This is a genomic window from Amycolatopsis sp. cmx-11-51, from assembly GCF_047608665.1.
In the GTDB taxonomy this organism is placed as follows: domain Bacteria; phylum Actinomycetota; class Actinomycetes; order Mycobacteriales; family Pseudonocardiaceae; genus Amycolatopsis.
In genome coordinates this window covers 338,936-352,807 of record NZ_JADNQO010000007.1, presented here as the reverse complement: position 1 = coordinate 352,807, position 13,872 = coordinate 338,936, and the positions used below count along the sequence as shown (strand labels likewise).

The following is a 13,872-nucleotide window of genomic DNA, read 5'->3' as shown; positions in this document are numbered from 1 at the left end:
AGGCCAGAAATGGAAGCACAGTAATGTGTTATCGAGTTGACTGGTACTAATAGGCCGAGGACTTGCCCACAAAGATGTTACGCATCCACTCTACAGCTCTGAAACACCACACCACCACACACAGGTGTGTGGGTGTTTCACAGTGTTTCGGTGGTTATAGCGTCAGGGAAACGCCCGGTCCCATTCCGAACCCGGAAGCTAAGCCTGACAGCGCCGATGGTACTGCAACCGAAGGGTTGTGGGAGAGTAGGACACCGCCGGACTAACCTTAGAAACAAGGGGGGCTCGGGCCCCGGTCGAGAACCACGAGTTCTCCCGGAGCCCGAGCCCCCCTTTTTTCACGTCCCCACACCCGCCCGGTGATAGCAAAGGTCCCTTGCTCTCACCGCTGTGGTCGGTCAGCTGCTTCGCCGACCGACCGCCCGCCGGCGGATCGGTGACGAGAAGACCAGCGAAGTCGTCGTCTCCCCATAACGCTGCATCCGCTCTACGAGCTCCTCCAACTCCGCGGTGTCCCGGCAGGCGACTCGCACCAACCAGCACTCATCGCCCGTGACGTGATCGGCGTCGAGCACCTGGGGAAGCGGGAGGATGGTCTCCCGGAAGCGAGCGGTGTCCAGACTCCGCACTTTGGCTCGAACCATCGCCTCGATGGGCAGCCCGAGCTTCGTCAGATCGACGCTGGCGCGGTATCCGGTGATGATCCCGTTCTCTTCGAGCCTTCGGATCCGCTCGGTCACCGCGGGCGGGGACAGCGACACCCTTCGGCCGAGCTCCGAGAAGGTCAGCCGCCCGTCGGACTGGAGCAGTTCGAGCAGCTGCCAGTCGAGATCATCGAGGTTCACGGGACTCCCAGGTCGATCGTCACACCTGCCAGGAATCTCCAGGCTAACCGGCGGTAACACCTGGATTCTCCAATGTTCCGGATGATCACCGATCAGCAGGATTGGGGCATGACGACCGAACCCCGCGTACTGACGTTCCAGGCCCTCGACAGTGCGACCGCGGCCATCCACCTTCGCGCCGAACTCGCCCTCGACGTGGACCCCGACGACTTGTTCCGCGATCTCACCGCCGGTGCTCAGCGCGACTACGTGGTCGTCGAGACCCGATCTTCCGAAGCTTTCGCATCGGCACGCATCCCAGGCGCGATCAATCTCCCGTACCGGGACATGACCTCAGAGTCGGTCAGCCAGCTCGATCGCGATCCCGTTTACGTCTGCTACTGCGAGAGCATCCACTGCAACGCCGCGACCAAGGGTGCCCTGAAGCTCGCGGAATTCGGCTTCAAGGTCAAACGCCTGTCCGGTGGGATCAGCATCTGGCAAGCAGCCGGCTACCCCGTTGACCGGGACACACCCGACCTCTCCTCCACCTCCGCACCCACTCCACGCTGCGCCTGCTGACCGGGGGAGCAGGGGACCTTTGCTATCGCCCTCCCCGAGCGACAGCAAAGGTCCCCTGCTCTACCCACGGTCGTAGGCTGGGGTGGTGACCGCTCCCAAGTTGCTCGTCATCCAGCCAGACGAATCAGATCCGATCGGCCCACTCGGCGACTGGCTCACCGAGGCGGGGGCCGAACTCGACATCCGGTCGCTGCCCGATCAGGGTCTTCCCGCCGATCTTGATGGATACGCGGGTATCGTGTGCCTAGGCGGAGGGATGGGCGCGAATGATGACGCCGCCCATCCGTGGCTCACGGACGTGCGCAAGCTTCTTGCGAACGCGGTCGGCGCACGCGTCCCGACGCTCGCGATCTGCCTGGGCGGTCAGCTCCTGGCGACGGCCTTAGGCGGAGCCGTCGTGACAGGCGATCAAGGACCCGAGGTCGGCCCGGGGCTGGTGTCCAAGAAGGACGCAGCCTGGACTGATCCGCTCTTCGCGGACTTGCCGCTCATGCAGGATGTTCTGCAGTTCCACAACGACGCCATCAGTCGGCTTCCCGCGGGCGCTGAACTTCTCGCTTCGTCGCCGCGGTATCCCCACCAAGCCTTCCGATTCGACCGTTGTGCCTACGGTGTCCAGTTTCATATCGAGACGACACCGGACATCGTCCTCGACTGGGCGAGGCAGTCGCCGGAATTGGCGGAACTCACCCGGCCGGACGCACTGACCCCGGAAAATCTCGTCCGGGTGCATGCCGATATCACCGAAACCTGGCGACCGTTCGCACATCGCTTCGTCCGGCTGGTGTCCGGCGACCTCGCTCCAGCTGCGGACCGTCAACGTACGTTGCCGATGGCTTAACGGCTCATGTCTCAAGTGCGTATGGGTTGTTAACGCTCTGGTCTTGTGGTCAGGTACCTTGCGAAGGGAGTTACGAAGGGTTCGGAGGTCGGGGTGGAGCCCTCAGTGTTGGTCGTGCTCGTCGTCGTCACGGCCCTGATTTTCGATTTCACAAACGGGTTCCATGACACGGCAAACTCGATGGCGACCTCGATCGCCACCGGGGCGCTGCGCCCCAAGGTGGCGGTGACGATCTCCGCGGTCCTGAACCTGGTCGGAGCGTTCCTGTCGGTCGAAGTAGCCAAGACCATCTCGAATGGACTGGTCGATGACACCAAGATCGGACCGGCGATCGTCTTCGGTGGCCTGGTCGGGGCGATCGTCTGGAACCTGGTCACATGGTTCGTCGGCCTGCCGTCCAGTTCGTCCCACGCGTTATTCGGTGGCCTGATCGGCGCGACGTGGGTGTCGGCCGGAACCGACTCCGTCCACTTCGGAAAGATTGTCGAGAAGGTGCTCGTTCCCGCTGCGCTGTCGCCGGTCCTGGCGGGCCTCGTCGCGATGATCGTGACGTACTTTGTCTACCGGATCTTCGTCCGCCGCGGCCGTACTGCCGGTTTCCGCGTTGGACAGATCATCTCGGCTTCGCTCGTCTCACTCGCCCATGGCACGAATGACGCGCAGAAGACCATGGGTGTCATCACGCTGACGATGATCACCGCCGGCACCCTTCCTGCCGGGGCCGGACCGCCGCTCTGGGTGATCGTGAGCGCGGCGCTGGCGTTGGCGCTCGGCACGTACCTGGGCGGCTGGCGAATCACCTATACGCTGGGCAAAGGCCTGACAGACATCGATGGTCCGCAGGGCTTCGCGGCACAGACCAGCTCGGCGGCTGTCATCCTCGCCTCGACGAGCTTCGGCTTTCCCCTTTCGACGACCCACGTCTGCTCCGGTGGCATCGTCGGATCCGGCGTGGGAAGGCATGAGGCGCCGGTCCGCTGGCGCACGGCCGGCCGCATGGTGATCGCCTGGCTGTTCACGCTTCCGGCGGCGGCCATCGTTGGAGCCGCGGCCGGTCTCGTGACTTCGACGGGCACCGTCGGCACCATCGCCGTCGGTGTCACGGGCCTGTTGATCGGAATCGGAATCTACCTGCTTTCGCGGCGGAGCCCAGTCACCGCCGGCAGCTTCACCACCCCCACCCCGACCGTTCCTGAACAGGAAGTCGGCAGGATCGCCGCCTAGCGAAGCAGGGGACCTTTGCTATCGCTTCGACCCGGCGATAGCAAAGGTCCCCTGCTTCCTTGCGCGTCCATCTGGCCAAGGGCGGAACGGCGACTACGGTGGAAGCCGATGGTTGAGCGCGCCAGGCCGACCGCTTCCGTGGCGAGATACGGCTTCACCGACCCCCGTGCCGACGGGCAGCTGCGTGCTGCCGGTTGGTGGACCGAATCGGGCCCGGACAGCTCTGCGGCCGACGTGTTGTCAGCGCTTTCCCGTGCGGCGGACCCCGATCTCGCCTTGAGCGGGCTCGACCGGATCAGGGAAGCCGATCCCGCCGCCTGGAACGCGCTCGACCAGGCGCTGCGGACGAACCGAACCTTTCGCGGCCGGGTGCTCGGTGTTTTGGGCACCTCGAGCGCGCTCGCGGACTTCCTGGTCGCCAATACCGACTGTTGGAAGACCCTCGAAGTCGAGAAGAGCGCTGAGCCGGATCAGTACGTGAGCCGCCTCCTTGACCATTTGCGGCCGGAAGGCGAACTGCTCACCGGGCTCGAGTCAGAGCAGGCCCTCCGCGTCGGGTACCGCGAGCTGCTCCTCGTAATCGCGGCGGCCGACCTCGGTCATCTCGTCGAGCCCGGCCTCCACCAGCCGCCCTATGCCGAGATCGGCGCTCAGCTCACCAAGCTGGCCGAGGCCGCACTAACGGTCGGGCTCCTGGTCGCGGAGTCAGAGGTGGGAGCCGGTGTCGAAGGTCGGCTGGCCGTGATCGCGATGGGCAAATGTGGCGGTCGAGAGCTGAACTATGTGAGTGACGTGGATGTCATCTTTGTCGGTGACGGAGATCTTTCGGTCTCGACGCGGCTGGCCAGCACGATGATGCGTGTAGTCGGCAAGGCCTGCTTCGAGGTCGACGCGGCGTTGCGTCCGGAGGGGAAGGCGGGCGCGTTGGTCCGCACCCTCGACGGACACGCCGCCTACTACCAGAAGTGGGCCAAGACCTGGGAGTTCCAGGCCTTGCTGAAAGCGCGGCCAGTCGCAGGCGACGCCGAGCTCGGACGTCAGTACGCGGAGATGGTCGCGCCGAAGGTGTGGGCGGCGGCCGATCGGGAGAATTTCGTTCCCGAGGTGCAGAAGATGCGGCGCCGCGTCGAAGGTCATGTGCCGTCCGCACACGCCGAACGAGAGCTGAAGCTTGGCCGCGGAGGACTTCGCGACGTCGAGTTCGCCGTGCAGTTGCTGCAACTGGTGCACGGTCGAATCGATGCCGAGCTGCGTTCTCCGTCCACGATGGACGCGCTCGCCGCTCTGGGGGAAGGTGGGTACGTCGGCCGCACGGATGCCGCGGAGCTCGGATCGTCGTACGAGTTCCTCCGGACGATCGAGCATCGGCTCCAGCTTCGCCGGTTACGGCGTACACATCTGTTCCCCGCCGCTTCGGATGCCACTGAGCTTCGAACGATCGCGAGGGCGAGCGGAGTGCGGCCCGTCCGGGGCAAGAGCGAAGGAGATGTTCTGCTGGCGGAGTTCCGCCGTCACCTGCAGAGCATCCGACGTCTTCACGAAAAGCTCTTCTACCGGCCGCTGCTGCAGTCCGTCGCGAATGTGCCGACCGAAGCGCTGCGGCTGACGACGAAACAAGCGGAGAGCCGTCTCGCCGCGCTCGGTTATGCCGCGCCGGACGGAGCACTACAGCACATCAAGGCGCTGACCGCGGGAATGTCTCGACGAGCGGCCATTCAACAGGCTCTGCTGCCGGTCTTGCTGGATCTTCTCGCCGACACCCCGGATCCTGACCGAGGACTTCTGTCCTATCGCAAGGTCTCGGAGGCGCTCGAAGAAACGCCGTGGTACCTCAGGGTTCTTCGTGACGAGGGCGCGGTAGTCGAGCGGCTTGCCTTCTTGCTGGGCACGTCGCGGTTGGTGCCTGATCTGCTGGCGAGAGCGCCGGAAGTGCTGCAGCTGCTCGGTGACCCCGCGCGGCTGGCCGGTCGCACCTCCGCGGAAGTGGCCACTTCACTGCGGGCCGCGGTTCGCCGGCAGCCAGGGTTGAACGCCGCGGTCACCGCAGCGAGATCACTGCGACGGCACGAGATGCTGAGGATCGCATCGGCCGACCTGCTGGGATTACTCGACGTCCCGTCGGTCTGCGAGGCGTTGTCGAGTGTGTGGGTCGCTGTTTTGCAGGGTGCCTTGGCCGCTGCTTATCGTCAGCGTCAGGCAGAACTCGGCCGGACGCCCGCGAAGATCGCTGTCATCGGCATGGGCCGACTTGGTGGGGCCGAGCTCGGGTATGGCTCCGATGCGGACGTTCTCTTCGTATGCGAGCCGGACGAGGGGGTGTCCGACGCTGAAGCAGCGAAGTTCGCTTCTTCGGTCGCTGAGACGGTTCGTAAGATGCTTGGCGCGCCTAGCACCGACCCGGCATTGGTCGTTGACGCCGACCTCCGTCCTGAGGGACGGAGCGGGCCGTTGGTGCGGACGCTGGAGTCCTACCGCAGCTACTACGGACGGTGGGCCGAGGTCTGGGAATCACAGGCGCTGCTCCGTGCCCGGTTCATTGCCGGCGATGACGATCTGGGTGCGCGGTTCATCGAGATGATCGATCCCATCCGATATCCCGAAGCGGGACTCGACGCGGTTCGGGTGCGCGAGATCAGGCGGATCAAGGCGCGAGTGGAGACGGAGCGGATGCCCAAGGGCGCCGACCCGACCCGGCATACGAAACTCGGCCGTGGCGGACTCGCGGACGTGGAGTGGACCGTGCAACTCATGCAACTGCGCCACGGGCACGAAATCGCGGGGCTTCGGACCACATCGACGATTGAAGCGCTGAGGGCCGCAGCGGAAGCAGGGCTAGCTGAACCCGCCGAGATCGAATCCTTGACCGAGGCCTGGCTTCTGGCAACGCGCGTCCGGAACGCTGGGATGCTGGTAAGGGGTAAAGCCGTCGATGAGATCCCCAGCTCCGGCCGGGATCTTGCCGCGGTCGCACGGGTGCTCGGCTACTCCGCCGACGACGATCCCGGTGAGTTCCTCGACGCCTACCGGCGGACGACGCGACGTGCTCACGCTGTGGTGGAGACGCTCTTCTACCAGGACCGACCGCTCTGACCTGCAGGAAGTGAGCAAGGGACCTTTGCTATCGCCTGCCGCGCGTGGGCGAGGCGATAGCAAAGGTCCCTTGCTCACACTTGGGCGTCGCGGACGGAGAGCGGCATTTACAGTGGACCGGTGACTGTGCGCGAGCCGTTTCGCACCCGGATCAAGGTGCGCCACTACGAGCTGGACACTCTTGGCCATCTCAACCATGCCGTCTACCACTCGTACGGCGAGGTCTCCAGACTCGAGCTGATGGAGCTCGCCGGTGGCCTCAATTCAGGTATGCGAGACGCGAATCTCGCCTTCGTGCTGCTTGAGTCTCACATCGTGTTTCGGCGCGAGCTTCGGGCCGGCGATGTCGTCGACGTGACTTGTGACGCCAAATTCGGCACCGGCAAGACCTTCCACATGGACTCGAACATCTACAAGGCAGACGGGACCCTCTCCGCGGAGATCACGTGCACCCTGGGGCTGATGGATCTCGAACGACGCAAGCTGGTGGACGACCCACGCGGCCGTATCGAGCGGGCGGGTGTTGACCTGGAGGTTCTCTCCACCTCGGAGTAGTTGCCCTGCCGGACCAAAAGAAACGCCGGTGGTGAGGGTGTATCCGCACCTCACCACCGGCGTGCTCTTGGTGTTCCTACCGCACGATCACACGTCGTAATACAACGAGAACTCGTACGGGTGCGGGCGCAGCCGCAGCGGGTCGATCTCGTGCTCACGCTTGTAGGAGATCCACGTGTCGATCACGTCGGGGGTGAACACGCCACCCTCGAGCAGGTAGTCGTGGTCCGCTTCCAGCGTGTCGAGAACCGCGCCGAGGTCGCCAGGAACGAGCTTGACGTTCTGGGCCTCCTCCGGCGGGAGCTCGTAGAGGTCCTTGTCGATGGGCTCCGGCGGCTCAATCTTGTTCTTGATGCCGTCGAGACCGGCCATCATCATCGCCGAGAACGCCAGGTAAGGGTTGCCGGACGAGTCCGGGCACCGGAACTCGGCGCGCTTGGCCTTCGGGTTGTTGCCCGTGATGGGGATACGGACACAAGCCGACCGGTTCCGCTGCGAGTACACCAGGCTGACCGGGGCCTCGAAGCCCGGCACGAGCCGGTGGTACGAGTTGACGGTCGGGTTGGTGAACGCCAGCAGGCTCGGCGCGTGCCTGAGCAGGCCGCCGATGTAGTGGCGGGCGGTGTCGGACAGCCCCGCGTACCCCGACTCGTCGTGGAACAGCGGCGTGCCGTCCTTCCACAGCGACTGGTGGCAGTGCATACCCGAGCCGTTGTCACCGGCGAGCGGCTTCGGCATGAACGTCGCGGTCTTGCCGGCGGCGAACACGGTGTTCTTCACGATGTACTTGAACAGCTGCAGGTCGTCCGCAGCGTGCAGCAGCGTGTTGAACTTGTAGTTGATCTCGGTCTGACCGGCGGTGCCCACCTCGTGGTGCGCACGCTCGATCTCGAAACCGGAGCCCTGCAGCTTGCGGACGATCTCGTCACGCAGGTCGGCGAAGTGGTCGACCGGCGGGACAGGAAAGTAGCCGCCCTTGAACTTCGTCTTGTAACCCTGGTTGCCACCCGGTACGTCTGCACCGGTGTTCCACCAGCCCTCGACGGAGTCGATCTCGTGGAACGAGGCGTGCTCGGCGGAGTCGAACCGGATCGAGTCGAAGATGTAGAACTCGGCCTCCGGGCCGAAGAACACGTTGTCGGCGACGCCGTACTCGGAGATGTACTGCTCGGCCTTGCGCGCGATGTTGCGCGGGTCGCGGCTGTACGCTTCACGAGTGAACGGGTCGTGCACGAAGAAGTTCAGCGAGAGCGTCTTCGCCTTGCGGAACGGGTCGATACGCGCAGTCTCGGGGTCCGGGAGGAGCAGCATGTCGGATTCGTGGATGGACTGGAAACCACGCACCGAGGAGCCGTCGAAGGCTAGGCCTTCTTCATAGGCTTCTTCGTTGAACGCCTTCGCCGGAACGGTGAAGTGCTGCATAACGCCGGGCAGGTCGCAGAACCTGACGTCGACGACCTCTACGTTCTCGTCGGCGATAAGGCGCTGAATGTCGTCTGGAGTAGTGGGCACCCTCGGTGACTCCTTCTCGTTCGTTGCCGGCGGCAGTACTCTCTTCGGCTCACGCTAAGAGCGCGGTGTTGCCCGACCGTCACCCATATGTTTCGCCGGTGTTAACGGGGCGGCGATATCGGTAGTCGACCAGGGCGAATGTGTCCCGCGCCACCGGCATACCCTGGATGGGTGGCGAGATGGACCGGAGAATGGCTGCCCGGAGCCGGGGACGGAACGACAGCCGGTGGCGAGGGTACGCAGCGGTGGCGTGGTGAGCGACTCGGCTTGCCTCGATCGGGTGTCGGCTCGGTGGCAAGTGGCGGGCCACGTCTCCTCGGGTTGATCATCGATCTGGTCCTCGCATCATTGGTTACCGCCCTCTTCGTGAAGCCAAGCCTTCAGGATCCGGCCGTCATGCAGACGTTCAACCTCTGGTCGGTAGGCGTCTGGGCGGTCATCACGGTCATTCCCGCGACCTTCTTCGGCTTCACGCCCGGGATGGCAGCGGTCGGAATCCGTGTCGCCAGGCTCGACGGCGGGCAAATGGTCGGAGCGTGGCGTGCCGTCGTGCGAGCGGCACTGACCTTCGTAATCCTCCCGGCCGCGTTCCGCAACATCGACGGCCGAAGCTGGCTTGACCGGCTGACCGGAACCGTCGTGATCCGCATGCGATGACCTCGGCTGGGGGAGCAAGGGACCTTTGCTCTCCCCCGGGCGACGGCTGTGTCAGGCGGCCGGCGCCGCAGGATCGCTGCCGAGCTTCGGGGGCGGTCGTTGCTGAGCCCGCCGGTGAGCAGCTCGCAGCTCCTGGATCACTACCAGCGGCTGGTCTCGGAGTCGTGCCGGACTTACCTGGACGACGATGAGACCGGCGGCGGCCAAAGCGGCTGTCTCCGATGGGTTGTCCGGTTCGAGAGCGACTTCGTCGTAACGGATCTGCATGGCGACGCCGACCTTCGACCACCAGGCGTCGGCGACACCAATGACCTGCCCGCCCGAAGTCCGCAGCACGGCTTTCCGCGTTGGCCTGGGCAAGCCGCTGCGCTCGAGTACGGTCTCCAGCCACTGCTCGACGGCGGAGTCGACGCCGTCCTGGAGGGCGCCGACAACGATTCGAGGGAGTGCCGAGCCGATCGTGCTTGCCTGCGCCAGCTCCTCTCGTAGTTCCTCTGGCGTGCAGAGTCCGCGATGGACCGCGTCGTAAATCATCCCCCGCACGGCCTGGAGTTCGTCCATACGCCGAGCCGCGTCGATCAAAGCCCTGGCGAGCGGAGCGACCGGCAGTCCGTCGATCTCCCCCGGTTCCGGCAGGTGGATCGTTCGTTCGACGACGGCGAATCCCCAGGTGGCGACCTTGCTCCGGTGGGGGATCAAGGTGTGAGCCCGTCTTTCCGGCGGAAGTCTTCGGACTCCGTGCAACCGGGCCGCCTGGACTCCGGTGAGCATTGCGTCCGGGCCCGCGTGGGTCAATGCGACCTTCAAAAGTTGATGCCTGGTCGGCGTGGCGTTGGTCAGAAGAATGACGCCGGGAATCGGACGTCGCCAGGGGCCGCCTTCGCGGCACCGTCGAGAGATCGAGGAGTGGGAGTGCCCCAGGGCGACAAGTTTCGCCCGGGCGGCCACGCCGTCCGGGAACATCGCTGCCAGCGTCTTCTGCCAGACGCTCGAGGTTCCGTCCACACAGTGATCATGCGACCACCCACCGACAGTTTTCGTCCGGAGACGGATCAGGGGTCCTTTACTGTCGCTCGCGGCGGTAGTAAAGGACCCCTGCTTCTCGTTTGGTCAGCGGCGGCGGATGGTGCGCTGGACGTTGCGCATCTTCGCGCCGGCAGGCATCGGGCCCTTGGGCATCGCGGCGCCCCGGCTACCGAGGGCGGCCAGCTTCGCTTCCAGCGCGTCGACCTGGGCGGGCTTGAGATTGCGCGGGAGCTTCATGAGGTAGCCCTGCAGCTTCTTCAGCGGCACCTGCTGCTCTTCGTTCCCGATGATCACGTTGTAGATCGGGGTCTCACCGATCAAGCGGGACACCCGCTTCTTCTCCTGCGCGAGCAGGGACTTCACGCGGTGCGGCGCGCCTTCGGCGACGAGCACGACACCCGGGCCACCGAGCACGCGGTGCACAGCGTCGAGCTGGGTCGTGGCCGCCACGGTCGGCGTCACCTTCCAGCGGCCTCGCATGTTCTCGAGTGCCCAGGCCGCGGCACCCGGCTGCCCGTCGGCCTTCGAGTACACGGTCTTCTGGACCCGCCTGCCGAAGATGATCACAGCGGCGAGTGCGCCAAGCAGGATGCCCAGGGGCAGCACTACCCAGTGGACGTCGAAGATGAACCCGATGCCGAACACGACACCGGTGATGACCAGGAGCGATCCGACCATCCAGGGGATGAGCGCCTTGTCTTCCTTGCGCTGCATCTTGAAGGCTTCGAAGATCTGCCCACGGCGAGCCTTGCTCGCGGCGCGCTTCTCCTTCTTGGCCAGCTTCGCTGCTTCCTTGTCCTGCTTTCCCGCCATGTGACCAGGATACGGCCGCGTGCCCTGTGCCGATCCCGTCGGGCCCTCTGCGAGGATCGGAGTGTGGCTAGCGCATCGTCCCCGAAGAGTCGTCCAGGCCTGCTCGATGGGCTCGATCCCGAGCAACGCGCCGCCGCCTGCGCGCCGAGGGGGCCGGTCTGTGTCCTCGCGGGAGCGGGAACCGGCAAGACGCGGACGATCACGCACCGCATCGCCCACCTTGTCCGTTCCGGGCACGTCGCCGCTGGTCAGGTCCTCGCAGTCACCTTCACGACCCGCGCCGCGGGTGAGATGCGCGCGCGTCTTCGGGGGCTGGGTGTCGACGCCGCCCAGGCGCTCACTTTCCATGCCGCCGCTCGGCGCCAACTCCGGTATTTCTGGCCCCAGGTCGTCGGGGATCGGCCATGGGAGCTGCTCGAGAACAAGTTCCGCTACGTCAGCCAAGCCGCCAACAAGGCCGGTCTCGGCACCGAGACGGAACTCCTGCGTGACCTCGCCGGTGAGATCGAGTGGAGCAAGGCCTCTTTGGTATCGCCGGACGACTATCCGGCCGTCGCCGCGCGCACGCAGCGGGACACACCCGCACCCGCGTCGCAGGTCGCGGAGGTCTATCGCAACTACGAGAAGGTCAAGAACGCCGCGCAAGTCCTCGACTTCGACGACCTCCTCCTGCACACCACCGCCGTTCTCGAGGAGCACACGGTGGTGGCCCAGGAGTTCCGTGAGCGTTACCGCTGCTTTGTCGTCGACGAGTACCAGGACGTCACCCCGCTGCAGCAGCGGTTGCTCGATGCGTGGCTCGGTGGCCGTGACGACTTGACCGTGGTCGGCGATGCCAACCAGACCATCTATTCGTTCGGTGGCGCCTCTCCTCGTCCGTTGCTGGAGTTCACGCGGAGGTTCCCCGAGGCGACGGTCGTGAGGCTCGAGCGGGACTACCGTTCGACTCCGGAGGTCGTCGCTCTCGCCAATCAGGTGATCGGTGCGGCGCGTGGCCGTCCCGCGGGGTCGAGGCTGAAGCTCGTCGGCCAGCGTCCTTCGGGGCCCGCCCCGCGTTTCGCCGAGTACGACGACGAGACTGCCGAGGCCGCCGCTGTCGCACGCAGGATCCGGGATCTGCTCGACGGCGGAGTGGCGGCCAGCGAAATCGCGGTGCTCTACCGCGTCAACGCCCAGTCAGAGGCCTACGAGCAGGCGTTGGCAGAGGTGAGTATCCCGTACCTCGTCCGTGGTGGCGAACGGTTCTTCGCCAGGGCCGAGGTCCGGCAGGCGATGTCCGCGCTGCGGATGGCATCGACCGACGCTGACACCGGCGAGCTGGTGACCAGGGTTCGTTCCGTGCTCGCGAAGGTAGGGCTCACTGACCAGCCTCCGGCCGGAGGCGCGGCGAAAGAGCGGTGGGACGCGCTCCTGTCGATCGTCGAGCTGGCCGAGGAGCTGGCTTCCACCGTCGACGGCGCGGATCTGCCCCGATTCGTGGCAGATCTCGAACAGCGGGCGACCGCGCAACATCCGCCGACGGTGGAGGGCATCACCTTGGCCTCGCTGCACGCGGCGAAGGGGCTCGAATGGGACGCCGTGTTCCTTGTAGGGCTCGCCGAGGGGACCGTGCCGATCCTCCACGCGGATGGTGACGACGCCGCCATCGAGGAAGAGCGCCGTCTCTTCTACGTCGGTGTCACTCGAGCACGAGAGCACCTTTCGCTGTCGTGGGCCTTGGCCAGGACGTCGGGGAACCGCCGAAACCGGCGACGCAGCCGCTTCCTTTATGGCTTGATCCCCGAAGACCACCCGGCGGCGCGGGTCGCCCGATCGCAGCAGCCGAAGCAGTCCGGCACCAAGGCACGATGCCGGGTGTGCGGCGGTCCGCTGCTGGAGACCCTGGACATCAAGCTGGGACGCTGTTCTCGTTGCCCGTCCAATGTGGATGAGCAGCTGCTCGAGAAGCTGAGGTCCTGGCGAGGGGAACGTTCACGTGAGCTCAAGGTGCCGGCCTTCGTCGTCTTCACGGACGCGACACTGGTCGCCATCGCCGAGCAGCGGCCGACCGATGACACAGCGTTGTGCGCCATCTCCGGGATCGGCGCGACGAAGCTCGAACGCTTCGGAGCGGAGGTTCTCGACGTCGTGCGGGCTTCGGTGGAGTCTTGACCGCGTCCCAGGCTTGATCCACGCGGCGAACCCGCTGCTCAGAGCTGATCTTCGTAGCTTCGACGGTTTTTCTGAAAAATAAGTTGCCCCGGTATGGTCAAGGGCAATAATCTGCAGGTACCGGGCGCGGGAAGCGTCTGGGATGGGGAAGAACTTCTACAACACAGCGTAGACCGCGGGACGGTTCGCGCGCGACAGAGAAAGGCGGTGCCGGTGAAATGACGATCAAGATGATGCTCACGAACCCCGGCACCCGTCTGTCTTGCGTTGCGGAAGTCCCGCAGGCTCAGCGCGAAGGCACCTTGATGCCCGTGAGCATCCTTGCCGCCCGCGGCGTCCAGCACGTCGACCTGAGCCGGATCGCCGTCGATGAAACCTTCACGCACGCCGCTGCCTTCGTTGGAGCGTACGTGAATGGTGGCGTCGATCTGCCGGTCATCAAGAAGCAGTTCCGTGTTCCGTTGTCCATACGGGAGCGAAGTTCCTGACCTAGTCAGGACTAGAGGCTCACGAAGGCCGCGGAACCGGTTACCGGATCCGCGGCCTTCGTGTTTTTTGCTGCACAAACAAGTTGGCTGCACAACCTAATTGGGGTTC

12 protein-coding genes and 1 rRNA gene are annotated in these 13,872 nt (G+C 65.2%); 9 read left to right on the top strand and 4 right to left on the bottom strand.

Features of this window, described 5'->3' with window-relative positions; translation table 11 throughout:
• Positions 1-146 precede the first annotated feature (146 nt).
• Positions 147-263, top strand: a 5S ribosomal RNA gene (rrf, locus tag ACM6LU_RS25075).
• Between the two features lie 135 nt (positions 264-398).
• Here rrf and ACM6LU_RS25070 read toward each other — a convergent pair.
• Positions 399-845: an Lrp/AsnC family transcriptional regulator gene (locus ACM6LU_RS25070; protein WP_414940193.1), complete on the bottom strand. Its 447-nt coding sequence runs from the start codon at positions 843-845 to the stop codon at positions 399-401.
• Positions 846-953: 108 nt separating this feature from the next.
• On the opposite strand from ACM6LU_RS25070, the gene ACM6LU_RS25065 reads away from it, so the two are divergent.
• The 5 genes from ACM6LU_RS25065 (at position 954) to ACM6LU_RS25045 (ending at position 7,116) form a co-directional block, all read left to right on the top strand.
• Positions 954-1,406 carry a rhodanese-like domain-containing protein gene (locus tag ACM6LU_RS25065; RefSeq protein ID WP_414940192.1) on the top strand — a complete coding sequence of 151 codons (453 nt, stop codon included), beginning with the start codon at positions 954-956 and terminating at the stop codon, positions 1,404-1,406.
• Between the two features lie 85 nt (positions 1,407-1,491).
• Positions 1,492-2,247 carry a type 1 glutamine amidotransferase gene (locus ACM6LU_RS25060; RefSeq protein WP_414940191.1) on the top strand — a complete coding sequence of 252 codons (756 nt, stop codon included), beginning with the start codon at positions 1,492-1,494 and terminating at the stop codon, positions 2,245-2,247.
• Positions 2,248-2,352: 105 nt separating this feature from the next.
• A complete protein-coding gene (locus ACM6LU_RS25055) occupies positions 2,353-3,471 on the top strand; it encodes an inorganic phosphate transporter (protein WP_414940190.1) in 1,119 nt (372 codons plus the stop codon).
• A gap of 108 nt (positions 3,472-3,579) precedes the next feature.
• Positions 3,580-6,561, top strand: a complete 2,982-nt coding sequence (locus ACM6LU_RS25050; protein WP_414940189.1) for a bifunctional [glutamine synthetase] adenylyltransferase/[glutamine synthetase]-adenylyl-L-tyrosine phosphorylase — start codon at positions 3,580-3,582, stop codon at positions 6,559-6,561.
• Between the two features lie 120 nt (positions 6,562-6,681).
• On the top strand, positions 6,682-7,116 hold the full coding sequence (locus ACM6LU_RS25045; protein ID WP_414940188.1) for an acyl-CoA thioesterase: 435 nt from the start codon (positions 6,682-6,684) through the stop codon (positions 7,114-7,116).
• An 87-nt stretch (positions 7,117-7,203) separates the two neighbouring features.
• On the opposite strand, the gene glnA is transcribed toward ACM6LU_RS25045, so the two are convergent.
• Positions 7,204-8,628, bottom strand: coding sequence for a type I glutamate--ammonia ligase (gene glnA, locus ACM6LU_RS25040; protein ID WP_414940187.1), 1,425 nt, complete (start codon positions 8,626-8,628; stop codon positions 7,204-7,206).
• A gap of 171 nt (positions 8,629-8,799) precedes the next feature.
• Here glnA and ACM6LU_RS25035 point away from each other — a divergent pair, with 171 nt between their 5' ends.
• Positions 8,800-9,285 (top strand): RDD family protein, encoded by a 486-nt coding sequence (locus ACM6LU_RS25035; RefSeq protein ID WP_414940186.1) that lies wholly within the window; start codon positions 8,800-8,802, stop codon positions 9,283-9,285.
• Between the two features lie 51 nt (positions 9,286-9,336).
• On the opposite strand, the gene ACM6LU_RS25030 is transcribed toward ACM6LU_RS25035, so the two are convergent.
• Together ACM6LU_RS25030 and ACM6LU_RS25025 are read right to left on the bottom strand one after the other, a co-directional pair.
• Positions 9,337-9,984 (bottom strand): hypothetical protein, encoded by a 648-nt coding sequence (locus ACM6LU_RS25030; protein WP_414940185.1) that lies wholly within the window; start codon positions 9,982-9,984, stop codon positions 9,337-9,339.
• A gap of 411 nt (positions 9,985-10,395) precedes the next feature.
• Complete coding sequence (locus ACM6LU_RS25025) at positions 10,396-11,124, bottom strand: DUF4191 domain-containing protein (RefSeq protein WP_016331624.1); 729 nt, start codon at positions 11,122-11,124, stop codon at positions 10,396-10,398.
• Between the two features lie 63 nt (positions 11,125-11,187).
• Here ACM6LU_RS25025 and ACM6LU_RS25020 point away from each other — a divergent pair, with 63 nt between their 5' ends.
• Complete coding sequence (locus ACM6LU_RS25020; protein ID WP_414940184.1) at positions 11,188-13,275, top strand: ATP-dependent DNA helicase UvrD2; 2,088 nt, start codon at positions 11,188-11,190, stop codon at positions 13,273-13,275.
• A gap of 218 nt (positions 13,276-13,493) precedes the next feature.
• Complete coding sequence (locus tag ACM6LU_RS25015) at positions 13,494-13,763, top strand: hypothetical protein (protein ID WP_414940183.1); 270 nt, start codon at positions 13,494-13,496, stop codon at positions 13,761-13,763.
• Positions 13,764-13,872: the final 109 nt, after the last annotated feature.

Coding starts and splice junctions, on each gene's coding strand:
- ACM6LU_RS25050 (WP_414940189.1), top strand. CDS start 3,580: ATGGTTGAGCGCGCCAGGCCGACCGCTTCCGTGGCGAGATACGGCTTC.
- ACM6LU_RS25015 (WP_414940183.1), top strand. CDS start 13,494: ATGACGATCAAGATGATGCTCACGAACCCCGGCACCCGTCTGTCTTGC.
- ACM6LU_RS25065 (WP_414940192.1), top strand. CDS start 954: ATGACGACCGAACCCCGCGTACTGACGTTCCAGGCCCTCGACAGTGCG.
- ACM6LU_RS25025 (WP_016331624.1), bottom strand. CDS start 11,124: ATGGCGGGAAAGCAGGACAAGGAAGCAGCGAAGCTGGCCAAGAAGGAG.